This is a genomic window from Caballeronia sp. SL2Y3, from assembly GCF_022879575.1.
Lineage (GTDB): Bacteria > Pseudomonadota > Gammaproteobacteria > Burkholderiales > Burkholderiaceae > Caballeronia.
This window is the reverse complement of the sequence record NZ_CP084263.1, coordinates 207937-232708: the sequence shown is the minus strand read 5'-3', so window position 1 is coordinate 232708 and position 24772 is coordinate 207937. Positions and strand designations below refer to the sequence as shown.

Here is a 24772-nt window from a genome sequence, read left to right as displayed (position 1 = left end):
GTCATCGCCGCTGTTCGGCAAGCCACGCTCGCCATCCCCCGAACGCGGAGATGTCCGTGCCCGACTCAACGCCATACGGCTCGCAGACAAAGCCGATCACCCACGAGCCGTCCGTGAGTTCGACCTTGCCCAAGGCGAGCGGCGAGGGAACGGTGGCGATGAACGAGCCGAGTTCGGCGAACGGCATCTCCCACACTTCCACCGCTATTTCGACGCCGTTTTCCGCCACGCGCCACATGCCGGGCCGACGCGTTCCATCGGACGACGCCGGCAGCGCCGCGAGCCGATACGACGCAGCGGTGCGCGTGGCCTGCACGAGATGCGCGCCCCGGGAAAGCAGGTCCCGGTTGAGCGGCAAGCCCTGCATATGCGCGCCGCACACCGCGATGCGAACGCGATCGTTCGTAGCGATGCTTCGCTCGCCCGCCGACATCACGTTGCCGCCGACGCATGCAATGCCGCTCGTGCGTTGCAGCAAGTCGGCGACGCCCAGCAGATACTGGTCCGTGAAAGCGCGGCCGAAGACGGTGACGCCCCACGGCAGACCGTTCTGCATGAAAGCTGTCGGCGTCGCGACGGCGGCGTAGTCGAGCAGGTTCATGAAGTTCGTGTAGTGACCGAGCAGCGAGTTCGGCCCGATAGGATCCGCTTCCAGTTCGGCGAGCGTGACCGGACGCGGATACGTCGGCGTGAGAACGAAGTCGAGCGAATCGAGCGACGCGTCACAGATTGCCTTCAGCGCCTGCAAGCGGTACTGCGCGCGGAACAGGTCGACAGCGGTTGCGCCGGGCGCCTTCGCCAGCACATCGCGAATGACGGGCAGCACCGCATCCGGCTGCGAGAGCATCAGGTCGCGCACGACGCTGTAACGCTCGGCGACCCACGGACCTTGATACAGAAGCTGCGCCGCTTCGACGAACGGCGCGAAGTCGATCTCGACGGCCTCGCCACCGGCTGCTTCGAGCATCGCGCGAGCCTCATCGAACAATGCGGGACTTTCGGCGCATCCCGCGAATTCCAGTTGCGCAGGCACGCCGAAGCGAAACGCGGCGGGCGTGCCGAACGCGCGCGCCGTGTTCCACTGCGGATTCTGGCGGCTATAGGCATCGCGGTCGTCCGCTTGCGCGGTCAGCGAGAGCAGTTCGCTCGCTTCTTGCGCCGTCGCCGTGAAGTAGGTCACGCAGTCCAGCGTGCGGCAGGCGGGCACGACGCCGGCCATCGAAAGCAGGCCCTTCGTCGGCTTCAGTCCGACGAGATTGTTCAGCGCGGCAGGCACGCGGCCAGAACCCGCCGTGTCCGTGCCGAGCGCAAAGCTCGCTACGCCGAGCGCGACGGCGAGCGACGATCCCGCGCTCGATCCGCCCGACGGATACTCCGGGCGCACGCTGTTGCGGCACTTGCCGTACGGCGAGCGCGTGCCGTTGAGACCGGTCGCGAACTGATCGAGGTTGGTCTTGCCAAGCGGTATCGCGCCGAGTTCGATCAGGCGCGCGATGACGGTTGCCGACTCCGATGGCGTGTAGGCGAACGCGGGGCAGGCGGCTGTCGTCTGTATGCCCGCGAGGTCGATGTTGTCCTTGATCGCGAACGGAATGCCGTAGAGCGGCATTGTTTCGGAGTCCTGCGCGTCTAGCCGTTCGAGGTACGGGGCGAGTTCCGCTTCGCTCAAAAGGTGAATGAAAAGATTGAACTCGGGATTCAGCGCCGCAGCTTTGTCGCGCAATTGCGCAATCAACGCGCGCGGCGTGAGTGTCTTCGCGCGATAGGCGGACCGAAGCGTGGATAGGCGCAGATCGAATGACGGCATGATGATGTGTCCCGTGTTCAGTGACGTTGGATGACGGCGACGCGCTGGCCGGCGCGCACGGGCGAGCCCGGCGCGACATGGATCGGACCGACCTTGCCCGCGCAGGGCGCGCAAACGGCGATCTCCATCTTCATCGACTCGATGACGACCAGCACGTCGCCTGCGGATACGATGTCGCCGGTCGCCACCTTCACTTGCCAGAGGCTGCCCGCGATCTCGCTGTCCACGGCGACTTCGCCGTCTTCGAGCGCGGCGAATGGCGCTTCTTCGACGGCCGGCGCATCCAGCGCGTCCTCGGTCGCGCCCGCTTCGCGCCAGCGTTCGCGCTCCGCGTTGAACGCTGCCTGTTGCCGCGAGCGGAAAGCGTCGATGCTCGCGGATTCTTCCGCGAGAAACGCCTGATAGTCCGACAACGACAGCTCCGTTTGCTCGATGCGCAACGGATAACGGCCCAGCGGAAAATCCGCGCGGATGCGAAGCAGCTCGTCTGCCGGGACTTCGTAGAAGCGAATCTGATCGAAGAAGCGCAGCAGGAAGTGCTGCCCCGCGAAGTCCGCGACCTTGCGATAGCGGTTCCACATCTGCAACGTGCGGCCGACGAATTGATAACCGCCCGGCCCTTCCATGCCGTACACGCAGAGATACGCGCCGCCGATACCGACGGAGTTCTCCGCCGTCCACGTGCGCGCCGGGTTGTACTTCGTCGTAACGAGCCGGTGACGCGGATCGAGCGGCGTCGCGACCGGCGCGCCGAGATACACGTCGCCCAGGCCCATCACGAGATAGCTCGCGTCGAAGACGATGCGCTTCACGGCATCGATGGAATCGAGATCGTTGATGCGGCGGATGAACTCCAGATTGCTCGGGCACCACGGCGCATCCTTGCGCACGGTGGTCATGTACTTTTCGATGGCGAGCCGGCACGCCGGATCGTCCCACGAAAGCGGCAGATGAACCACGCGCGACGGCACGCGCAGATCCCGTTGCAAGAGCACCTGCTGCCACGCCTCGGCGACGATCGCAAGCAGGCGCGCGAGCGGCAGATCGTCGGGCCGGTAGTGAACCTGCAGCGAGCGAATGCCCGGCGTGAGGTCGATGACGCCGGCAAGTGCCTGCGCTTCAAGCGCCTGCATCAGCGCATGACCGCGAAAGCGGGAGACGAGATCGAGTTCCGCCGGACCGATTTCGAGCAGCAGATGCGTGTCGCCGGAAACGCGCGCAACGAGCCTTTCATGGCCCGAGCCCGTGTCCAGAACGATAGGCGAGGTCAGCGGCGCGCTCCGCTCAGGCAGTGCGTTCGGCTCGACGGTCAGCGTGTCGATCTCGCGGCGGCGCTGGCGCGCGGCCTCGCGTGCTGCGTCGATATCGACCGGCACGAAGCGCACCTTGTCGCCCGCCTTCAACTGACCGATGTGCCACAGGTCCGCTTCGATGATCGTCACCGGACACACAAAACCGCCGAGGCTCGGGCCATCGGGGCCGAGAATCACCGGCATGTCGCCGGTGAAGTCGATCGCGCCGACCGCATACGGGTTGTCGTGAATGTTCGATGGATGCAGCCCCGCTTCGCCGCCGTCCTCGCGCGCCCATTCCGGTTTCGGCCCGATCAGGCGCACGCCGGTCCGGCTGGAGTTGAAATGAATCTCCCACTCGGTGTCGAAGAACCGCTCGATATACGGCGCGGTGAAGTACTCGGGCGCGCCGTGCGGTCCGTAGATCACGCGAATGGTGCGCACGCTGTCGAGCGCCGGCACGTTGGGAAGCACCGCGCCCGCGTGCTTATCCGCGAGCGGATAAAGATGCAGCACGTCGCCTGCGCGCAGCGCGCGGCCGCCGTGTCCGCCGAACTGGCCGAGCGTGAACGTGCTGCGGCTGCCGAGATACGACGCGACATCGAGCCCGCCGCGCACGCACAGGTAAGCGCGCGCGCCCGCGCCGCGTATCGTGCCGAGCGCGAGCGTGGCGCCTGCGGGGACGTGGATGCTCGTGTTCAGCGGCTGTTCGACATCGTTCAGATGCACGGGAATCTGCGCGCCCGTGATGGCGACGACCGCGTCCGTATTGAAGCGCAGCGTCGGGCCGCTCATCGTGATTTCGAGCGCGGCGGCATCCGCCGCATTGCCGATGAGGCGATTGCCGAGCCGCATCGCGCGGTCGTCCATCGGTCCCGACGGCGGAATGCCGACCGCCCAATAGCCGAGCCGTCCCGGATGATCCTGCACGGTCGTCTGCGTGCCGCCGCTCACGACTTCAACGGTCGTCGCGCGATAAGCGAGCGCCTCCAGGCAGCGCGTCCACGGTTCGCCCGATGCGAAAGGCGTGTCCTGCACGATCTGGCGCAGATAGTCGCGGTTCGTTTCGACGCCGTAGATGCGCGTCTCGTCGAGCGCCGCATCCAAAGCGTGGCGGGCTTCGTCGCGCGTTGGCGACCACGCGATGATTTTCGCAAGCATTGGGTCGAAGTAGGGCGGCACCTCGCATCCCGCTTCGATCCACGTATCGATGCGCAGCGCGCGGCCATCGGCGGGCGGGAGCGCCACATCGGTGAGCAGGCCCGGACTCGGCTTGAAATCGCGCCCCGGGTCTTCCGCGTAGAGCCGCGCCTGTATCGCGTGGCCGCGCGGCGTGAGACCGGCCACGAGTTCTTTCAAAGGCGCGAGCGTTCCGGCCGCAAGCTCGATCATCCAGCGCACGAGATCGACGCCCCAGACCTGCTCGGTCACGCCATGTTCCACCTGAAGGCGCGTATTCACTTCGAGAAAATAGAACTGGCGGGCCGCGCTGTCGTACACGAATTCGACCGTGCCTGCGGAGCGGTAACCGACGGCCTTCGCGAGCTTCACGGCGGCGTCGCACAGTGCGTCGGATATGCCTTCGGGCAGACACGGCGCGGGCGTTTCTTCGAGCACCTTCTGATTGCGACGCTGCACCGAACAGTCGCGCACGCCGAGCGCGATGGCGTCGCCGTGGCCGTCGCCGAACACCTGCACTTCGAGATGCCGCGCCCGCTCGATGTACTTCTCCAGAAACACGCCCGCATCGCTGAAGTTGTTTTCGCCGAGACGCTTGACCGCATCGAAATGCGTGGCGAGTTCGTCGGCGTTCCAGCACACGCGCATGCCGATGCCGCCGCCGCCCGCCGTGCTCTTCAGCATCACCGGATAGCCGATGGCCTGCGCCGCTTCCAGCGCCGCCGCCACGCCTTCGAGCAGTCCCGTGCCTTCGAGCATCGGCACGCCCTGACTCGCGGCGATTTCGCGCGCCGTGTGCTTGAGGCCGAAGGCGCGCAACTGCGCGGGCGTCGGTCCGATAAACGCGATGCCAGCCGCTTCGCATGCTTCGCCGAACGCCGCGTTCTCCGACAGAAAGCCATAGCCCGGATGAATCGCCTGCACGCCTTCGCGACGCGCGACCTCCAGAATCTTCGCCGTGTCGAGATACGTCACGGCGGCGGGGCCGTCGCCGAGCGCATGAGCAATGGGCGCTTCGCTGACGTGACGGCTCGCGCGGTCGGCTTCGGCATAAACGGCGACGCCGGTGACATTCAGTTCGCGCAACGTTCGAAGAATGCGGCACGCAATGGCGCCACGGTTGGCAATGAGTATCTTCTCGAACATGGAGGCAGTCTTGATTCGAAGGCGGGCCGTCCCGCCGTGAGAATGGCGAGCCGTGGTCGTCCACGGCCGACACGACACGCGTTCAGCGATGCGCTTGTGCTAATTCCTCGGGCGTGCGCGCGAAGCATCGTCCCGAGCGAACGAGCATGATGTGATAGATCAAGCTACGGATGCGCTTCAGTTCCATATCAAGAGCTCCGCAGGCGTCGGGTTATAGGCGTTGCACGGGTTGTTCAGTTGGGGGCAGTTAGAGATCAGCACGATCACGTCCATTTCCGCGCGCAATTCCACGTACTTGCCCGGTGCTGAAATGCCGTCTTCAAACGTCAGGCCGCCTTGCGCAGTCACCGGCACGTTCATGAAGAAGTTGACGTTCGCGCCGATGTCGCGCTTCGAAAGCCGCCCGTCGTGCGCGCAGGCACGCAGGAAGTTGTCGCGGCAGCTATGCATGTAGCGCTTTTCGAGCGCGTAGCGCACCGTATTGCTTTCCTGCGCGCACGCGCCGCCGAGCGTGTCGTGACGGCCGCACGTATCGGCGACGATGGTGAGCATCGGATTGCCGAGGTTCGAATAGAGCACGGAGCCGGACGTCAGATAAAGGCTCTGTTGGCGGCGCAGCGTGCGTTGCGGATCGAACCGTTCGCGCGGATCGGCGAGACTGTAGAAGAGCGTATCGACGGCCTGATTGCCTTCCAGATCGACGATGCGCAGCGTCTGCCCGGCCTTCACCTCGTGCAGCCAGGGCTCGCCCGCGGCGAGCGTTTCGCGATACACCGCGCTTTCGGGATGTTTGTCGCTGACGGTAAGCGTGCTGGTCATGAGTAGGTCCGTGCTCACAGGAAGAAGCGTTCGGTGTTGATGAAGCCGCGTACGTTCTCGTCGCACGCGGTGCGGCAGAGTTCCGCGACATCCGCTTGCGCCGTGCTCAGTTCGAGCTTGACGGGCTTCGGCGAGTACTCGGGGTTCGGGTCGAGCGGATGCTGAATGGCCGTGAGCACGACGAGCGTGTTCATCGGCGCGTAAAGCTCCACGTAGTCGCCCGCCTTCGAGTTGCCGGGCACGAAGCGCAGCGCGCCTTCGTCGGTGACATCGACACGGCTGAACAGATTGAGCGTCATCATCAGATCGGAGATGCCGAGGCCCCACTTGCCCATCTCCACGAGCAGGTTGTCCGTGCCGTTGCGATAGAAGGCGTTACGCAATTCCTGATAGCGGCCCACGCCGTATCGCTCGGTCACTTCCTCTGCGTTCGATACGCCGCCGATGCTGTCGTGCCAGCCGCACGTATCCGCGACGATCGCGGCCAGCACGCGTCCCATGTCGGAGTAGAGGCAATGGCCCGCCGTGAGCTTCGCGGTGTGCTGGCACTTCAGCGAATCGGGCAGGTTGAGCCGTTCGCTCTTCTCAGTCGCGTTCACCATCATCACGCTGACGTTCGCGCCGCCGCGCAGGTCCGTCACGCGCAACGACTGTCCGCGTTTCACGATGAGCGACGTATGCCCGCCACCGGGGACGGTTTCTTCGAGCAGCAATGTCATGAACGGATTCCCTCAAGTGAAACAAGTTCGGTGTCCGAAGCACCCTGCACTGCCGCCTGCGCGATATGAACGGCCGAGGCGGAGTCGCGGGTGCGATCGAGCGGAATGTTGTAGGTGATGCGCGCGCCGTACGCGCCGGGCGCTTGCGGGTCCACGCGAACCTTGTCGAACACGAGCACGCGGCTGCCGAGCGTGAAGCCTTCTTTCAGGTCGTGCGTGACCATGAAGATGGTGAGCTTCGATTCGCGCCATAGCTCGGACAAGAGCGCGTGCATGTCCTTGCGTATGCCCGGATCGAGCGCGCCGAACGGCTCGTCGAGCAACAGCACGCGCGGCTTCATCATCAGCGCCTGCGCGATGGCGAGCCGTTGCTGCATGCCGCCCGAAAGCTGCTGCGGATATTTGGTGAGCGCAGCGCCCAGACCCACGCGTTCGAGCATCGCGGCTGCTTCGTCGCGCGCGGCGCGTCGCTGCGTGCCGAACAGCCGGCCCGTGAACTTCGCGCGCGGCAGTTCGAGACCGAGCATCACGTTATGCAGCGCGTCGAGGTGATCGAACACGGAATAGCGTTGAAACACGACGCCGCGATGCGCGTCCGGTTCACCCGGCAGCGGCGCGCCATCCAGCAGAATCTCGCCGCGCGTCGGGCGTTCCTGGCCGAGCAAGAGCCGCAGAAACGTCGACTTGCCGCAGCCCGAGGCGCCGACCATCGAGCAGAATTCGCCTTCCTTGATGGTGAGGTTCAGGCGTTCCAGCACGACCTGATCGCCGTATTCCTTCCATACGTTGCGGACTTCGATCATCGCGCGCTCCCGCCGTACCACGGAAAGCACCATTGCGTGATGCGTCGGAGCAGCTCGTCAGTGAGCCATGCGAGCAGCGTGATCCACGCGACGTACGGCAGAATCAGATCCATCGACAGATAGCGGCGCACGAGAAAGATGCGGTAGCCGAGGCCGTCGGTGGACGCGATCGCTTCCGCCGCGATCAGAAAGAGCCACGCGGCGCCGAGCGACAGACGCAGCGCCACCAGCAAGCGCGGCAGGAGTTGAGGCAGCACGAGCCGCAGAATCAGCGTCCAGCTGCTTGCGCCGAGCGTCTGCGCCTTGACCCACAACTCGGCGGGAATGTCGCCCGCGCGCGCATGCAGGTCGCGAATGATCATCGGCGTGATGCCGACGACGATCAGCACGACCTTCGACAACTCGTCGAGCCCGAACACGATGAAGAGAATCGGCAGCACGGCAAGCGGCGGCACCATCGAAATGACGGTGATGAACGGGGAGAGCGTCGCGCTGACGAGCGGCAACGAGCCTGTCGCAATGGCGACCACCAGCGCGATCGCCGCGCTCACCACGAGGCCGATGCAAAGCCGCCGCAAGCTCGACAGCGTGTCGGCCCACAACAGATACTCGCCCGTGCGCTTGTCCTCGGTGAAGGCGACCGACTTCACGGCATCGCTCATTTGCGCCGCGCTCGGCAGCAGCTTGTCGTCGGGATTGACCGAAAGCCGCATCGACGATCCGGTGAAATAGACCGCAAACAGCACGACGAACGGCAACAGCAGCAGCATCAGGCCGCCGGTCCTGCTCGGATGTCGATTGATGAGTCGCATGGTGACCGCCTCGTTGAAGACTCGACGATGATCAGAGCTTGCCCGCTGCCGCCATCTCGACATAGGTCGGATCGAAGCGCAGCTTGACGTTGCTCTTGTTGCCGATCACGACGCCCTTGTCGAACGCCATGCCCACTGCGTCCGCGCTCTTCGCGTCCTGACCGAGCAGGCCGTGATCGAACGAGAACTTCGCGACGCGCGTCATGATCTTCGGCATGTCCGGGCTCGTGACGAAATCGAGCGCCGCTTTCGGCGTGTAGAAGAGGGCAGTGGTGGACAACTGGCCTTTGAAGTTGGCGAGATCGGTGCCGGAAGACTTCGCCATCGCGGTGAGCGCGTTCGTGGTCTCGGCGGAGTTGCCGTGCATGAGCGCCACCATCTCGAACCATGCGCCGGTCAGCGCCTTGCCGAGGGCGGGATTCTCCTGCAGCGTCTTCGTGTTGACGACCATCATGTCCATGATCTCGCCGGGAATCTTGCTCGAATCGAAGACTTCGGTGACGTTCGGCTGGGCCTTGAGATCCGCGAGCATCGGGTTCCATGTCACCGCGTTGTGAACGGCCGGCGTCGCGAATGCGCCTGCGATATCGGCATCGGATGTATTGACGACCTTGAGATCGCGCTCGCTCATGTGGGCGCTGTCGAGCGCGCGTGCGAGCAGATAGTGCGACACGGAGAACTGCACGAGGTTGACTTGCTGGCCCTTCAGATCGGCGATCTGCTTGCCCTTGCCCTTCATGAGCACGCCGTCGTTGCCGTTGGAGTAGTCGCTCACGATGAGCGCGGTCGAATCGACGCCGCCCGCAGCCGGGATGGTGAGCGCATCCATGTTGGTCATGGCGCAGCCATCGAACTTGCCGGCCGTGTACTGATTGATGGACTCGACATAGTCGTTCAGCTGCACGACATCGACGTTGATGCCGTACTTCTTCGCCCACTTCGACACGATGCCCTGAGTCTTCGCCTGACCCCAGGGCATCCAGCCCGCATAGATGGTCCAGCACACCTTGAAGTCGTTGCGGGGCGCGGCGAACGCGGCGCTCGAAGCGAGCGTGACGAGGGAAACGGCGGCGATGCCGAGACAGCGGGCGAGCTTGCGCATGAGGTTGACCTCGGAGGAGACGGTTGGCGACGGCAGGGAGCAGCGCAAACATCGCGTTCTCTCCCGGGCTTTTGTCCCGCCGTGTAACCTCGTTCGAGGTCGACAGCTCTCGGACCAGCGTCTGCGAGCAGACCGGAACCCTAGCCGTCCATTTCAGATTGTCTGTGAACCGGATGACGCGCCGGCTCCTTGCACACCGTTTAAAGCGGGAAGCGTGCCAAGCGCGGAGAATCGAGCCTGTGGGGCATATATCGAGCGAAGGATGCTCGGTCCGGGTGACGGCCTGCACTGCAACGCGTCACGATGCACGAAATTCGGGCGAAGTGCGTTCCTTCGCGCTACAAGAAGGGGCAAGGTGAATCGTCGGTACTGCGCTAATGCCGATGGCGATGATGGACGTCCGGGAAGTGGGCATGAGAATGCGTGATCGGCAAGTGGACGTGCGGATGGGAATGCGGCTCGGTCCCATCGTAGGGGAAATCATGCTCGTGTTGATGATGCTCGTCGTGGCGATGGCGGTGTGCATGTTCCATTCGCTCATGCGTATGCTCGTGCTCATGTCGTTCGCGGACGTGCAGCCAGATGCCTGAAGCCATGAGTGCCGCTGCTACCCAGAAAAGGGTGCTCGGAACTTGAGGCCATATGACGAGAGAAAGAGCCACCCCGAAAAGCGGGGCAACCGAAAAGTAGGCTCCTGTCCGAGCAGTGCCGAGATTACGAAGGGCGACGACGAACAACACGAGACTGATGCCGTAGCCTGCGAATCCCGTCGCCATCGCTGCACCGGCCATCAGGAAGCCAGGTAGCGATGAACCTGTCGCGTATGCGATCGCGAGGTTGACCGGCCCGGCTATCAATCCTTTAAGGCAAGCGATGACCATCGCGTCGTTGGCTGACACCTTGCGCGTGAGGTTGTTGTCGATCGCCCATGACAGGCATGCCCCCGCAATCATGACAGCGCCGAGCGAGACGCCGCCTTCGCCTGATTGCCATGACAGCAAAACGCCGCCAGCGACGATTGCCACCATGCCGAGGAACACTTGAAGGTCGACGTTCTCGCGAAACACGACCCAGGCGATCACTGCGGTAAGGACGCCCTCCAGGTTCAGCAGCAAGGAACTGGTCGCGGCGGGTGTGGTCGACAGGCCGATCATCAGTAGAGCGGGGCCTGCAACGCCGCCGGCGGCGATGGCGCCGAGCAGCCATGGCAACTCGGCCCTCGTCATGCCTTGATGCAACTTCGGGCCGGTCCCCCTGATGCTTCGGGCGAGAATGGCTATTCCAAGCCCGAGCCCGCTGCCGAGATAGAACAGTCCCGCCACGACGAACGGGGAGTTCGAGCCCAGCAAAGCCTTTGCGACCGGTGTGGCCGCGCCGAATAGCACAGCAGCCGCTAAGGCCGTGGCAATCGGGCCGAAACGAGAGTTGGAAGAGAACATTTGGCTTGCCTGGAACGCAACACTGGACACTCCAAGTCTACAGACGCCACGTTCGAATTCGCCGGACGGTCGCGCTAATCGGCTACATGCACCGCGACCTCATGGTGCGGCGGGACTGGATTAACGACGCGGCTAAAGCCAACAAGGCCGTGTTTGGATGTCGCCTGTCGGCCAAGACTCTTGTCAGAGTACTTGGCGCGGAGACGCGGCGCAGGCAAGCCGGTATCGGTTCAGATGTTCGGCCCGTTCGAAGCAACAGACCGGCGCGGTGACCACCACGAAAGCGGACACCGCGCTTAAGAGACGGAACGTTAGTGTTCTACCCGCTCTGCGTTGAGCATGTTTTTGGGAATCGCCAGAATCAGAACGCAACTGACCAGTAAGCACGCCCCGAGTGCATACGTTCCGTTATTGATATTCCCGGTCAAATCCTTGGCGACACTCGTAATCATCGAGCCGGTAAAGCCCGAGAGGTTGCCGACGGAGTTGATGAGCGCGATGCCTGCTGCCGCAGCCGTTCCAGACAGGATCTGTCCGGGAAAGGTCCAGTAGATCGGCATCAGGCCGAGAATCGCGCAAGTCGCAACCGTCAACAGAAAGATGGACAGCGGCACATTGCTCGCGAAATGCGCGCTGAGAATCAGGCCGATTCCACCGATGCACGCCGGAATGGCGGCGTGCAAACGCCGTTCACCAGTCTTGCGTGAATGGGCGCCGTTCCAGATCATTGCGACGACAGCGCACATATAAGGAATGGCCGTCAGTAGTCCGATGTTGAGTGTGCTCTTCACGCCTGAGGCTTTGATGATCGACGGCAGCCAGAATGCCAAACCATAAAAGCCCGTGTTGAACGTCAAGAGAATGAATGTCAGCAGCCAGACGCGCGGACTCTTCAACGCCGCAGCGACGCTATGCGTCTTCTTGGCGCTTTCCTTTTCGAGGTTTTGTTGCAGTACAGTTTTTTCCGCGGCCGTGAGCCATTTAGCGGACTGAATGCCATCGCCCATGCGGAACAGCACGACGAAAGCAACCAGTATCGACGGGATGCCTTCCAGCAACAGCATCCATTGCCAGCCGCCCATGCCGAAGAGGCCATGCGTGTTCTGCATCAGCCAGCCCGACACGACTCCGCCGAGCGTGAGGCTTACCGGAATGGCAATCAGAAATCCCGACATGGCGACGCTTTGACGCCGAGCCGGAAACCAGTAGTTCATGTACAGGATGATGCCCGGGAAGAATCCCGCTTCGCAGACGCCCAGCAGGAAACGGAGGATGTAGAACATCGTCCCTGTCCCGACATGAAAGAAACTGGCCAGCGGCGAAATGAATGCCAGCGACGAAGACACGATTCCCCACGTCACCATGATGCGGGCAATCCAGAAGCGCGCTCCGTACTTGTGAAGCAGAAGGTTGCTCGGCATCTCGAAGAGGAAATAGCCCCAGAAGAAGATGCTCGCGCCCACTGCGTAGACGCTGTCGCTGAGTCCGAGTGCATCCAGCATCTGCAACTTCGCGAAGCCGACGTTGACCCGGTCCAGATAGGCGACCACGTAGCAAAGCAGCAGCAAGGGCAAGATTCGCTTCAGGACTTTCCGGTACAACTGGTCTTCGGCCTCGTCCCCGACGACCGCCGTGTTTGCGGCAGCCTGAGTGATGGTTGGCATCGTGTTTGTCTCCGTACTGTGTGTAGTCAGCTTGAGTCGTGGCTTGCGCCCGGGCGACGGTGTGGACGACAGCAGTCTCTGTCCGCCGTGCTCCGGTGCATGCACTTTCCCATCGTCGAACCCGAGCGCCGTTCGTTACCGGTAACATTGAAGGCAATGCAGGGTCGGATCGATAGGATGTTATCGGTAACAAAGGTAACACGATCGCGTCTCGCGCCGCAAGCTGCGGGAAGCCCGGTGTTCACGCAAACGTGTTGCGTATCAGGACGATAAAGGTGGCAACGAAGGTACGCGGCCTGTACGCAAGCGTGCCGATCGTCGGCTATGTCTTCCGCAGCACCGAGTCCGATCGCAAGCTGTCTTCGATGAATTGAATCAGTGCGCGCAAGGCGCGGCCGTTGTCGGCGGCCTCGCCATAAACGGCTATTTCGCACGCGGGCAGCGGCGGCAAGTGCTGGCTCAGGTCTCGCAAACCGGGGTTACGGGCGAGCGAAGACTGGCCGAGTATGGCCAGGCCCGACCCTGCGGCGATGGCCGCCTCGACTCCGAGAAGGCTGGTGCACGCGTACACCACGTCGCCGGGACGTCCGACGGACGCGAGAGCATCGATGGCCATGCGCCGATATGCGCACTGATCGGGCAGTGCCACCAGCGGCACGGGCCCGCTGTCGCCCAACTCGAAGTCATTGGCTGCGACCCACCTCAGTGGCTCGGTCCATACCACGCGCCCCCCGCGTTCGTCTCCTTCGCGGTTGGCGACGACAACCTCCAAGCCGCCCGATCGCATCTGCTCGATCAGATCGGCCGATAGTCCCACCTGCACCTGGAGTCGCACCTTGGCATGCGCCTGCCTGAAACGCGTGAGCACTCGCGGCAGATGATCGGGCACGAACAGTTCACCGATGCCGAGCCGTATCGTCCCCGTCGCCTCCGCGCTGCGCAGGTGCGCGATCGCAGCGTCGCTGTCACGTACGAGACGCCGGGCGTAGCCCAGCAGCAATTCCCCGGCGGGCGTCAGTGTCGTGCGGTGTGCGTTGCGCACGAGTAGCTGCTTGTCCAGCGTTTCCTCGAGCTTCCGAATCTTCAGGCTGATCGCCGATTGCGTCCGTCCGACACTCGCTGCTGCTGCCGTGAAACTCCCGCCGTCTGCAATAGCCAGGAAGGTGCGAAGACTGTCGAGTTCGAGCCGAGGCGTCGTCATGGCGCTGCACCAAGAAATAAGAGCGCGGATCTTAGCATTAGCGGCGCTCATGCACGCGATTTGAATTTGTCGTTTTGCAAATGGTGGGGCGGGCGCTATCGTTCTGCCTCCAATCGGAAGGTCCATCTATGAAAGCATTTGTATTGAACGAATTCGGCGTCGAAGGGCAATTGCTCGATACGCTCGCGATTCCCGAACCCAAGGCGGGCGAACTGCTCGTTGCCGTGCACGCCTCCGGTGTCAACCCAGCGGATCTCAAGATCAAGGCGGGGGAACTCGGCCCGGCCGCGCCCGCGCTTCCCGCCGTTCTGGGCATGGACTTCGCCGGCATCGTCAGCAAGGTCGGTGCAGGCGTCGAAGGTTTCGACGTGGGTGACGCCGTTTACGGCTGTGCGGGCGGCGTCAAAGGCAGAGCCGGATCGCTTGCCGAATACATGGTGGTCGACGCTCGCCTCGTCGCTCCGAAACCGGCCCGCCTTTCGATGCGAGAAGCCGCCGCACTCCCGCTCGTTGCGATCACCGCCTGGGAAGGTCTGGTGGACAGAGCGAAGGTGAGCCTCGATGAGAAGGTCCTGGTCCATGCGGCGGCGGGCGGTGTCGGCCATATCGCCATTCAGCTTGCGAAGGTCTTCGGCGCCAAAGTGTTCGCGACGGCATCGACGCCTGAGAAACTCGCGCTCGCAGAACGCCTCGGCGCCGTAGCGATCCCCTATCGCGACATGTCAACCGAGGACTATGTCGCTCGATACACGGATGGCATCGGCTTCGACATCGTTTATGACACAGTGGGCGGTGCGCTTCTCGAACAGTCCGCCATGGCGACTCGCTTGTACGGGAGGCTCGTTACTTGCGCAGCGTGGGAGCAGCACGACCTCGCCCCGGTGCTCGGGCGGAGTCTGAGCCTTATCGGCATCTTCATGCTGTTGCCGATGCTGACCGGGCAGGGGCTCGAGCGCCACGGCGTCATCTTGCGCAAGATTGCGGCGCTGGTGGATGAAGGTAAGCTCTCGCCGGTCGTCGATCCGGTCCGCTTCCAGCTTGCGGACACCGCAGCGGCTCACGGGCGCTTGGCCGGCGGGGACGCGGTAGGCAAAGTCGTTATCGATATCGTCAATTGAAGAGGAGTCGTCTCATGTCCGAAGAAGTCACCGTCGTTGCAACGGTTCAGGCCCGAGCCGGGATGGAAGCAGAAGTAGAAAGCGTCATCAGAACCTGTGTTTCCGCCACGCGCAAGGAGTCCGGCTGTCGACTGTACACCGCGCATTCCGATCCGCAGCATGCTGGTCGCTTCGTGTTCATCGAAAGATGGGAGACGCGCGAAGCGCTCGCTAGGCACGAGCAGGAACCGCATTTTCTTGCTATGGCCGAGGCGTTCAAGACGCGCCTGGAAGGGCCGATTGAAGTTCAACTGCTCCGCGAGTTGGCATGATCGACTGTGCAGCGATGTAGCGCGTTGTCACAACGCTGCCATGCGCTTCGGGAGCCCGCCGACGGGTTCCCGAAGCGCGAGCAGACATTTGCGCATTGCGCCAGTCCGCTTCAGTCGCGGTGACTGCGCTCGCTACTTTCTAATGATTCTTCGTTGCGCACGCGGCCTGCGGCTTGCAAAGCAGGCTCGCGCGCAATCGAACGACCTATCGGCACGACGCCGTATCCCGCGCCATTTGCGCGGCGGGCCGCCTATTTAGACCAGCACGTGCCCGCCATCTACGACGACTACCTGGCCCGTGCTAAAGCCCTGCTGCATCAGGTAAAGATAGGTACGCGCGACATCGCTCGCTTCACCGACGCGCCGTACCGGCATCTTCTCGGCGATGTAGTCGTAGAGGCCTTGGCGATCCGCGTCGCTCATGCTGTTCCACATCTCAGTGCGCAGCACGCCAGGCGCCACCGCGTTGACGCGCAGTGGTGCGAGTTCGACGGCCAGCGTGCGGGTCAGCGACTCGATCGCCCCGAGGATGCTCGACGGGATCGTCCATGCGGGCAGGGGACGCGACGACGCGACGCCGCTCGTCAACGTGATCGAGCCATTCTCGCGAATCAAAGGCGCGCCATACTTGACGGCTTTCAACACGCCCCAGTAGCGCACTTCGAAAGCGCGCTGCGCGGCAGCAATCGACAGGTCCGCGAGGTTCTCCAGCAGGAGCGCCTCGCCAGCGGTGTAGACAAAATGATCGAACGCTCCGATGCGCGCGAAGAAGGCGCTGACCTGCGCCTCGTCGGTGACGTCGAGCGGCTCGCCGCGCACGCCTTGCGGCAGCCGCTTCAATGCAGCTTCGACACGCTGCTGATTGCTCGATGCAATGATGACTTCCGCACCCGCCTGCGCCGCGGCTTGTGCGACGGCGAAGCCGATGCCCGAAGTGCCGCCCGCGATGACGACATTGATGTTTTGAAGCGTAATGTTTGCCATGCGTGAGGGACTGATAGAAGAAAGAGAAATTTATGCTGACGCCGAGCGTCGCGCGATAGAGGCCGTCTTAAGTGGCCGCCGCAGAGTGTACGTGGTTTCAGCCAGGCAGGCGCAAGCGGTCCACGCGAGCTCTGCCAAACGGTAAGACAGGTGTATTGCGTGAGGCAATAACGCTATTGAAGCCATTGCATTGCCAGCATGGCGGTGTAGCCCGTATCTTCGTCTCCATATCAAGGAGACGCCAATGAAGATCGCTTTTCTTGGGGCTGGCGCACTCGGTTGTGCCATCGGCTCCGCGCTCACCGAAGGAGGCCACGAGACCTGGCTCGTCGATCGCTCCGAGCAACACGTGAAAGCCATGTCGAGCGACGGCCTGCAAGTCGACGACGAGCGGGGCACTCGCCGCGTCAAGGTTCGCGCGACGATGGACCCGGCCGAAGTCGGCACGGTCGATGTCGTCATCGTGCTGGTGAAATCCTTCCATACCGATTCGGCGATGCGCGGCGCGCTCGATCTCGTCGGACTTGAAACGGTCGTGCTATCGCTGCAAAACGGTCTGGGCCACGAAGACGTGCTGAGCGAGATCGTCGGACGCGAACGCGTTCTCGCCGGCAAGACGTATGTCGGCGGCGTGCTGCGTGCGCCCGGCCATATCCAGTCCGGCGTCACCGGGAAGCGGACGATCATCGGGGAACTCGACGGCCGGATGACGAGCCGCGTGACGGCGATTGCAGACGCTTTCAATAGCGCCGGTCTGACGACCACCGTCAGCGACAACATTATCGGCACCATGTGGGACAAGCTGCTGATCAACGTCGCGACCGGCGCGATCACCGGCATCACGGGACTCACCTACGGACAACTCTACGACGAGCCCGTTCTCAAGGCGACATCGCTCGCGGCCATCGAAGAAGCAATGGCTACGGCCAGGGCCGCAGGCGTCGCGCTCTCCATTCCGACTGCCGAGGACGCCTGGAAGATGGCGGCGGATGGGCTGTCGCCCGCATTCAAGACCTCCATGCTGCAAAGCATCGAGAAGTCATCGGTCACGGAGATCGACTTCATCAATGGAGCAGTGGTGCGCTGGGGCCAACGCCTCGGCGTGCCGACGCCCGTCAATTCGACGCTGGTCGCCTGCATCAAAGGGATCGAGCGCGCGATGACGGACCGCCAGAAGCAAGGAGCCGCAGCATGAGCGTGCCGAAAGCGTACCTCGAACATGTGGCGATCTGGGTCAAGGACATTCACTGGCATATCCGGTTCTTCGAGCAGGTGCTCGGCATGACGATGCGCGAAGTGGACGGGAGCGTCGATGAGCCGCGTCAATACTGGACGCTCGGCGGCCTGCAGTTCATCAGCGAGCCTCGCTATGAAGGCCCGGAGGGCCGGCTCGCGCATCTCGGCGTGATGTGCGAAGACCTCGATGCCGCACTGCAAGCGGCGCAAGGGTTCGGTGTCAGCGAAATGGCGCAGGGACGCAACTGGCTGCGTCTTCCGGACGGACTCGCTGTCGAACTCATTCAGGCCAGGCCGGCAGCGTGCGTCGCGCAGGCGTTGTCGATCGATCCACGCGCGGAGGCGTGAGCATGAGCATGAGCACCACTATCACCGAAAAGTACTGGGACGACGCGCGCGAAGGCGACGAATGCGTGAGCCCGACGTACACCGTCACGAAAGAGCGCATTCTCGCTTACGCGGATCTCACGGGCGATTACACGCCGGTGCATGTCGATGAGGAATATGCGAACGCGAGCCACTTCGGGTCGATCGTGGCGCACGGGCTCTTCGGCTTGTCGATAGCGGATGGCCTGAAGACGCAGAGTGACTATCGATTCCTGCCGGGCATGTCGCTCGGCTGGACGTGGGACTTTCTGCTGCCGATCAAGGTCAATGACGTCCTGCATGTGAAATTCCGCGTCGGCTCGATGCGTGCGAGCAAGAGCAAGCCGCAATGGGGCATCGTCGTACTGCCTTCGGAGTTGATCAATCAGGATGGGCAGGTCGTTCAGCGCGGGGAACATCGCCTGATGATTCCACGCCGTCCGGGAGCAAACTGATGCAAGCGCGTCCGCTGGAAGGTATCCGCGTGGTCGATTACAGCCACTTCCTCGCTGGTCCGTATGTCGGCCGATGCCTCGCCGCGCTGGGCGCCGAGGTGATCAAGGTCGAGCGCCCCGGTAGCGGCGACGCAGGACGTCAGCACGCCACGATTCTGGACGATCAGCAAAGTGCCTATTTCCTGCAGCTCAACATGGGCAAGCGCGGCGTGAGCGTCAATATGAAGGACCCACGCGGCAAGGCGTTCATGGAGCGTCTTTGCGATTCGGCCGACGTGTTCATCGAAAACTATCGGCCGGGTGCGCTCGACAAACTCGGTCTCGGCTATCCCGCGCTGTCAGCGCGCAATCCAGGGCTCGTCTATTGCTCGATCTCCGCATACGGACACACTGGGCCGGACGCGCATCGTGCGGGCTTTGGTCTCATCGCGGAAGCCAAGAGCGGCATCATGCAGATGATCGGCAATCCGGGCGAGCCGCCGCCGCTCATGCGCATCTCGCTCGGCGACATGTACACAGGCATCCACGCGGTTGCTGCCATCAACGCGGCGCTGCTCGGTCGAGTCAAGAGCGGACGTGGTCAGCATATCGACATGGCGTTGTACGACACGCTCTTTTCGATGCACGAGTACGCAGTGCAGTGTTACACCATGCAGGGCGTGGTTCCCGAGCAGACCGGCCACGATATGCCGACCTCGACGTTGTACGGCGTGTTCCGCGCAGCCGATGGCGACCTCGTGATTGCCGCCCAGGTCGATGATTCGTGGAAGCGGTTCGCCGCGCTCGTCGAACGTCATGGCGGGCCCGAGGGATTCGGCACGGATACGCGCTTTCATAGCCTCAACGGGCGCAACGCGAATCGCGAAGCGATTCTTGCAGTGGTGAAGCCTTGGGTCGCATCCCGGCCGGTTGCAGATGTGCTGGGATTACTCGACAGCGTCGACGTTCCGTGCGCGAAGGTTCAGCGCATCGATGAAGTGGTGGCCGATCCGCAGATCGTTGCGCGCGGCATGGTGGTGGAACAGGAGCACCCGCGTCTTGGCAAATTGCGTCTGCCGAATCTGCCGTTCCGTTTCTCCGACTGCGACACGTCGATTGCCGAAGTGGGACCGGACCTCGGGCAACACAACGAGGAAGTGGCGCAGTCGCTCGGTTTCAGCGCGGCCGAGATCGACGCGATGCAAACCGACGGCGTGTTGTTCTCGAAACGGAGCGCGCGATGAGCGATCAGTACGCGGTAATCGGCAACCCGATCGGGCACACCAAGTCTCCGCTTATTCATGGTCTGTTCGCACAAGAGACCGGGCAGGACATGACGTATGTCGCTATCGAAGGTCCTCTCGAACCCGAGAACGCCTTTGTCGATACGGTCAGAGAGTTCATCGCTGCGGGCGGCAAGGGCATGAACGTGACCGCACCTTTCAAGCTACAGGCGTTCGCCATGGCAGACGAACGCAGCCAGCGCGCAACGCTTGCGGGCGCAGTCAACGCGATGAAGTTCGAGAACGGGCGCATCATCGCGGAGAACTTCGATGGCGTGGGATTGGTGAGGGATATCGAAGAGAACCTGCATCAGCCGATGGCGGGCAAGCGGGTACTGATTCTCGGTGCCGGCGGCGCGGTGCGGGGCGCATTGCTGCCGTTCATTGCCGCACAGCCGAGCGAACTCGTCGTTGCGAACAGGGACGTGGAAAAGGCAAAGCGTCTTGTCGACCAGGTGACAGCGGGCGACTTCCTGAGCGCGTGCGGGTATCCCGAGCTGGCATCGATGGGCCGGTTCGATCTCGTCGTCAATGCGACGTCGGCGAGTCTCACCGCACAACTGCCGCCGGTCCCGTCGAGTGTCTTCAGTCCGACGGGAAGCGCCTATGAGCTGGCCTACGGTAAGGGACTCACGCCCTTCTTGCGCCTCGCCCGCGATGCCGGCATTCGCAGCCTCGCCGATGGCGTCGGCATGCTGGTCGAGCAAGCGGCCGAAGCCTTCGCGTGGTGGCGCGGCGTTCGCCCGCAAACGCGCGCTGTCATCGATCGTTTGACTGTCCCGCTGGCTTGACGCGGCTGAGGCGCGTTGACGTGTCCGACGCCGCACTGCTGGCGTTCACCCCGCTTGTCTGGCCGACGCGTTCCCGACACAATTCCGCTATCGAGGCTCGGCATCCTGCGCAATCTGATCTCGAAGAGCGCGATCCCCGCCGGCCCCGAAAGCTACGGAGAGTGACATGGAGAAGACACGCATCGCTGTTGCCGGCGCCGGTTACATCGGCCTCGAACATATTCGCGTCATTCGGGAAAGCACTCACTGCGTGCTGTCGGCGGTCGTCGATCCGTCGGACGCCGCAGGCGATGTCGCCGCGGCCGCGGGCGTTTCCCACTACCGGTCCCTCGAAGAACTGATCTCGAAGGACCGCCCCGATGGCGTCGTACTAGCCACGCCGAATCAGTTGCACCTCCCGCACGCGCTCGTATGCATGCAAGCAGGCTTGCCGATGCTGCTGGAGAAGCCCATCGCTGCGACCGTCGACGAGGCCGAAACACTCGTTGCCGCCGCGGATCGATACAACGCGTCAGTGCTCATCGGGCATCACCGCGCGCATAGCCCGATCATGATGCGGGCGAAGCAAATCATCGAAGATGGAACGCTTGGTCCGCTCGTCGCCGTGATGGGCAGCGCGTTATTCTTCAAGCCCGATCACTATTTCACGGCCGCGCCTTGGCGCAAGGAACCAGGAGGCGGCCCGATACTGCTTAACCTGATTCACGAGATCCACAATCTGCGCATGCTATGCGGCGACATCGTTGCCGTGCAGGCGTTTTCATCGAACGCGACGCGCGGGTTCCCGGTGGAAGATACCGCTGCGATCATTCTGCGTTTCGCGAGCGGCGCACTGGGCACCTTTCTGTTATCCGATACCGCAGCGAGCGCGCGAAGCTGGGAACAGACCTCGCAGGAAAACAAAGCGTATTCGTCATACTCGGATGAAGACTGCTATGCCATTGCCGGCACCTTCGGATCGTTGTCGATTCCGACCATGCGGCTCAAGACCTACGGGAAAGCCGAGGATCGTTCGTGGTGGAAGCCCTTCGATGTGAGTGTCGCCGAGTTGACGCGCGACGATCCTCTGCGGCATCAAATGGAGCACTTTCGGCGCGTCATACGCGGCGAAGCAAGTCCTCTCGTCACAGCGCGCGATGGTTTGGAGAACCTCCGAATCACCAACGCAATCGTGACCGCCGCGAAGACGGGAGCCGTTGTCGAGACGAACGTCGCGCCTGCGGCCCAGCGCGAAGTCGAACACTAGGATCAGACGATGAAAACGTTTCTCATGCTGCACGGTATCAATCACAACATGTTCGGCAAGCGCGATCCTGTTCAATACGGAACGGCCACGCTCGCCGACATCGATGCGCAGCTTCACGCGCTGGCCAAAGAATTAGGCGTCACGGTCGAGTCTTATCAGACGAACAGCGAAGGCGACATGTGCGAGCGCATCCACAAGGCGTTCGCCGATCGGGTCGACGGCGTGATGATCAATGCCGGTGCCTGGACGCACAACAGCTACGGCATACGAGACGCGCTCGCGATACTGACTGTGCCTGTCGTCGAGATTCATATGTCGAATATCCATGCGCGGGAAGCGTTTCGCCATCACTCGGTGTTCGCGGAAATCGTGAAAGGGCAGATCTGCGGTTTCGGCATCGACAGTTATTCGCTCGGGCTCCGCGCGGTGGTGTCGGCGGCTGGGTGATCTTCGCGGGCCTGACGCGCCGCATTCACGGCGATGTGTCCGCAAGGCGCAATGCAATGGCTACAATGCGACCATTGCGCTGGACAATACGCCGTGAACCCATCCGAACTTCCCGATCTCAAACTGCTTCAGCTTTTCGACCTTCTGTACGACGTGCGCAGCGTCACGCGGGCGGCGGAGCAACTCGGCCAAAGTCAGCCGACAATCAGTATCTGGCTAGGGCGTCTGCGTGAACATTTGCAGGACCCGCTGTTCGTTCGTACGCCGGGCGGCATGACGCCGACGCCGCAAGCAGACGCGCTGATCGGCCCGTGCAGAGAAATCCTGGAATCACTTCGGCGGTTTGCCGCATGGGAGATCTCGTTCGACCCGAGTACGGCCAAGCGCCGCTTTCGCATCTGCATGACAGACGCGAGCCACATCACGCTTTTGCCGCGGATGCTGGCCCATGTGCGCGCCGAGGCGCCGGGTATTCGGCTCGAAGCCGCGCGGATCGACGGGAACACCGAACGGGCGCTGGAGTCAGGTGAAGCGGATCTTGCGATCGGACACGTTCCTTGGCTGGGCGGCGGGATGTATCAGCAGCAGCTGTACATGCAAGACTGGGTGTGCCTGGCGAATCGAAACCATCCGCGCGTGCGTAGCAGGCTTAGTTTGAAACAGTACTGTCGCGAGGGCCATGTAATCATCGCTGGCGGCACGGGAGCCCAGTTGCTCGAACAAGCGTTATTGCGCGAGAACGTCGAGCGCGACGTAGTGCTGGAGCTGCCGGGTATGCTCGGGCTCGGATCGATCATCGCATCCACGGACCTGATCGCCACGTTGCCGAGAAACATTGGCGAGACGTTGGCCCGAGTCAATGGCATCGCGGTTCATTCCTGCCCTCTCGCGGTAGACACATTTGCAGTACGACAGCACTGGCATGCGAAGTATCACCACGAGGCAGGGAACCGGTGGCTTCGCTCCGTTGTGGCTGATCTCTTTCTGGACAGAAGCTAGCCGCTGGGCGGGATCAACGGCCCGGCTTGCTTCCGTCTTGCAGCATCGAGCCGGTCTTCGCGAAGCATTCATGCAGCGCGAAAGCCTTTTCCAGGCAATGCGGAGTGTGCCCGCCGCGTGCTTCCGCGTCGCGGTAATAGTCGCGCAGGAAATCTCGATACAGCGGGTGCGAGCACTTGTCGATCACGGTCAGCGCCCGTTCACGAGGCGCAAGGCCGGACAGATTGGCGAGTCCGCGTTCCGTCACGATCACGTCCACGTCGTGCTCGTTGTGATCGCAATGCGGGACCATCGGAACGATGCTTGAAATGCAGCCGTCCTTCGCGATGGACTTCGTCGCGAAGACCGCATACGATGCATTGCGCGCGAAGTCGCCCGACCCGCCGATGCCGTTCATCATGTGAGTGCCGCCCACATGCGTTGAATTCACGTTGCCGTAGATGTCGGCCTCGAGCGCGGTGTTGATTGCGATGAGTCCGAGGCGGCGAATGACCTCGGGATGATTGCTCACTTCCTGCGGGCGCAGCACGAGCCGGTCGCGATAGCGGTCAAGATCGCTCAGGACCTGTTCCTGGCGTTTGGCCGATAGCGTCATGGACGCGCCGGACGCGAACGCGAGCTTGCCTGCATCGAAGAGATCGAAAGCCGAGTCTTGCAACACCTCGGAATAGAGCGTGAGCGCTTCGAAGGGCGAGGCGGCGAAGCCTGACAGCACCGCGTTCGCAATGGTGCCGATGCCGGCCTGCAAAGGCGGCAATGCCTTCGGCAGACGGCCGCGCGACACTTCATGCTGGAAGAATTCGATGAGATGGCCCGCGATCATCGCTGTATCGTCATCGGCGGGCAGCACGGTCGAGGGGCTGTCAGGCTGGTTCGTCATGACGATGGCCGCAATCTTTTCGAGCGGAATGTCGATAGACGGCGTGCCCACGCGATCGCTCGGATTAACGACTGGCAGCGGCGTGCGCGACGGGCGCGGCGCGGGCGACCAGATATCGTGCAAGCCTTCCAGCGCGGACGGCTGCGCAAGATTGATCTCCACGATCACCTTCTGCGCAAGCATCGCGAAGGTCGCCGAATTGCCTACCGATGTGCTCGGCACAATGCCGCCGGTTTCGGTGATTGCGACCGCTTCGATGATCGCGATATCGAGCGCGCCGAGGCGCTGATCGCGCAATAGTTCGACGGTCTCCGAGAGATGCTGATCGACGAACATGACTTCGCCGCGATTGATGGCGCGACGCAACGTGGTATCGACCTGAAACGGCAGGCGGCGCTCCAGTGCGCCCGCTTCCGTGAGAATGCGGTCGATGTCGTTGCCAAGAGATGCGCCCGTCATGAGCGTGATACGAAGCGGATCGCTTTCCACGCGCGCCCGGCGCGCTATTTCGAGCGGTACCGCTTTCGCATCGCCGGCGCGGGTAAAGCCGCTTGCACCCACGCGCATGCCATTGCGCACGAGCTGCGCTGCGTCGGCTGCGGAAGTAATCTTTCCGCGTAACGCGGCACAACGAATGCGGTCTTCAAACATCGGTATCTCCACCAACACTGCATGAATCACGCGCTCGCATCCG

22 protein-coding genes and 1 riboswitch are annotated in these 24772 nt (G+C 62.8%); of the genes, 10 read left to right on the top strand and 12 right to left on the bottom strand.

Annotated elements, in window-relative coordinates:
* Position 1: 1 nt before the first annotated feature.
* The 10 genes from atzF to LDZ26_RS23320 all read right to left on the bottom strand — a co-directional run bounded on the left by atzF (position 2) and on the right by LDZ26_RS23320 (position 13983).
* Positions 2–1807: an allophanate hydrolase gene (atzF, locus tag LDZ26_RS23365; RefSeq protein ID WP_244851676.1), complete on the bottom strand. Its 1806-nt coding sequence runs from the start codon at positions 1805–1807 to the stop codon at positions 2–4.
* Positions 1808–1824: 17 nt separating this feature from the next.
* Complete coding sequence (uca, locus tag LDZ26_RS23360; RefSeq protein ID WP_244851675.1) at positions 1825–5424, bottom strand: urea carboxylase; 3600 nt, start codon at positions 5422–5424, stop codon at positions 1825–1827.
* Between the two features lie 177 nt (positions 5425–5601).
* Entirely contained in the window at positions 5602–6243 is a 642-nt protein-coding gene (locus LDZ26_RS23355) for an urea amidolyase associated protein UAAP2 (protein ID WP_244851674.1), read from the bottom strand.
* 14 nt (positions 6244–6257) lie between these two features.
* The gene (locus tag LDZ26_RS23350) at positions 6258–6962 is read right to left on the bottom strand and encodes an urea amidolyase associated protein UAAP1 (RefSeq protein ID WP_244851673.1); all 705 of its coding nucleotides are present in this window, start codon (positions 6960–6962) and stop codon (positions 6258–6260) included.
* Positions 6959–7765: an ABC transporter ATP-binding protein gene (locus tag LDZ26_RS23345; protein ID WP_244851672.1), complete on the bottom strand. Its 807-nt coding sequence runs from the start codon at positions 7763–7765 to the stop codon at positions 6959–6961. Before LDZ26_RS23345 ends, LDZ26_RS23350 begins: the two co-directional genes overlap by 4 nt.
* A complete protein-coding gene (locus LDZ26_RS23340; protein ID WP_244851671.1) occupies positions 7762–8577 on the bottom strand; it encodes an ABC transporter permease in 816 nt (271 codons plus the stop codon). Before LDZ26_RS23340 ends, LDZ26_RS23345 begins: the two co-directional genes overlap by 4 nt.
* A 31-nt stretch (positions 8578–8608) precedes the next feature.
* Positions 8609–9679, bottom strand: coding sequence for a putative urea ABC transporter substrate-binding protein (locus tag LDZ26_RS23335; RefSeq protein ID WP_244851670.1), 1071 nt, complete (start codon positions 9677–9679; stop codon positions 8609–8611).
* A gap of 58 nt (positions 9680–9737) precedes the next feature.
* Positions 9738–9834, bottom strand: a riboswitch (guanidine-I (ykkC/yxkD leader).
* A 219-nt stretch (positions 9835–10053) separates the two neighbouring features.
* Positions 10054–11118, bottom strand: coding sequence for a DMT family transporter (locus LDZ26_RS23330; RefSeq protein ID WP_244851669.1), 1065 nt, complete (start codon positions 11116–11118; stop codon positions 10054–10056).
* A gap of 311 nt (positions 11119–11429) precedes the next feature.
* Positions 11430–12782, bottom strand: a complete 1353-nt coding sequence (locus tag LDZ26_RS23325; protein ID WP_244851805.1) for an MFS transporter — start codon at positions 12780–12782, stop codon at positions 11430–11432.
* A gap of 322 nt (positions 12783–13104) precedes the next feature.
* Positions 13105–13983, bottom strand: a complete 879-nt coding sequence (locus LDZ26_RS23320; RefSeq protein WP_244851668.1) for a LysR substrate-binding domain-containing protein — start codon at positions 13981–13983, stop codon at positions 13105–13107.
* Positions 13984–14111: 128 nt separating this feature from the next.
* Here LDZ26_RS23320 and LDZ26_RS23315 point away from each other — a divergent pair, with 128 nt between their 5' ends.
* A complete protein-coding gene (locus tag LDZ26_RS23315) occupies positions 14112–15101 on the top strand; it encodes a zinc-dependent alcohol dehydrogenase family protein (protein WP_244851667.1) in 990 nt (329 codons plus the stop codon).
* A 14-nt stretch (positions 15102–15115) separates the two neighbouring features.
* A complete protein-coding gene (locus tag LDZ26_RS23310; RefSeq protein ID WP_244851666.1) occupies positions 15116–15412 on the top strand; it encodes a putative quinol monooxygenase in 297 nt (98 codons plus the stop codon).
* A 255-nt stretch (positions 15413–15667) separates the two neighbouring features.
* On the opposite strand, the gene LDZ26_RS23305 is transcribed toward LDZ26_RS23310, so the two are convergent.
* The gene (locus LDZ26_RS23305; protein WP_244851665.1) at positions 15668–16396 is read right to left on the bottom strand and encodes an SDR family oxidoreductase; all 729 of its coding nucleotides are present in this window, start codon (positions 16394–16396) and stop codon (positions 15668–15670) included.
* A gap of 244 nt (positions 16397–16640) precedes the next feature.
* Here LDZ26_RS23305 and LDZ26_RS23300 point away from each other — a divergent pair, with 244 nt between their 5' ends.
* The 8 genes from LDZ26_RS23300 (at position 16641) to LDZ26_RS23265 (ending at position 23198) form a co-directional block, all read left to right on the top strand.
* Complete coding sequence (locus LDZ26_RS23300) at positions 16641–17591, top strand: ketopantoate reductase family protein (protein ID WP_244851664.1); 951 nt, start codon at positions 16641–16643, stop codon at positions 17589–17591.
* Positions 17588–17980 (top strand): VOC family protein, encoded by a 393-nt coding sequence (locus LDZ26_RS23295; protein ID WP_244851663.1) that lies wholly within the window; start codon positions 17588–17590, stop codon positions 17978–17980. Before LDZ26_RS23300 ends, LDZ26_RS23295 begins: the two co-directional genes overlap by 4 nt.
* An 8-nt stretch (positions 17981–17988) precedes the next feature.
* On the top strand, positions 17989–18453 hold the full coding sequence (locus tag LDZ26_RS23290; protein WP_244851662.1) for a MaoC family dehydratase: 465 nt from the start codon (positions 17989–17991) through the stop codon (positions 18451–18453).
* Positions 18453–19676, top strand: coding sequence for a CaiB/BaiF CoA-transferase family protein (locus LDZ26_RS23285; RefSeq protein ID WP_244851661.1), 1224 nt, complete (start codon positions 18453–18455; stop codon positions 19674–19676). Before LDZ26_RS23290 ends, LDZ26_RS23285 begins: the two co-directional genes overlap by 1 nt.
* Positions 19673–20506, top strand: coding sequence for a shikimate dehydrogenase (aroE, locus tag LDZ26_RS23280; protein WP_244851660.1), 834 nt, complete (start codon positions 19673–19675; stop codon positions 20504–20506). The genes LDZ26_RS23285 and aroE overlap by 4 nt, the downstream gene beginning before the upstream one ends.
* Before the next feature lie 166 nt (positions 20507–20672).
* Complete coding sequence (locus LDZ26_RS23275) at positions 20673–21752, top strand: Gfo/Idh/MocA family protein (protein WP_244851659.1); 1080 nt, start codon at positions 20673–20675, stop codon at positions 21750–21752.
* Between the two features lie 9 nt (positions 21753–21761).
* Complete coding sequence (gene aroQ, locus LDZ26_RS23270) at positions 21762–22199, top strand: type II 3-dehydroquinate dehydratase (RefSeq protein ID WP_244851658.1); 438 nt, start codon at positions 21762–21764, stop codon at positions 22197–22199.
* 93 nt (positions 22200–22292) lie between these two features.
* The gene (locus LDZ26_RS23265; RefSeq protein ID WP_244851657.1) at positions 22293–23198 is read left to right on the top strand and encodes a LysR family transcriptional regulator; all 906 of its coding nucleotides are present in this window, start codon (positions 22293–22295) and stop codon (positions 23196–23198) included.
* 13 nt (positions 23199–23211) lie between these two features.
* Here LDZ26_RS23265 and LDZ26_RS23260 read toward each other — a convergent pair whose 3' ends face one another.
* Positions 23212–24729 (bottom strand): acetyl-CoA hydrolase/transferase family protein, encoded by a 1518-nt coding sequence (locus LDZ26_RS23260; RefSeq protein ID WP_244851656.1) that lies wholly within the window; start codon positions 24727–24729, stop codon positions 23212–23214.
* Positions 24730–24772 lie beyond the last annotated feature (43 nt).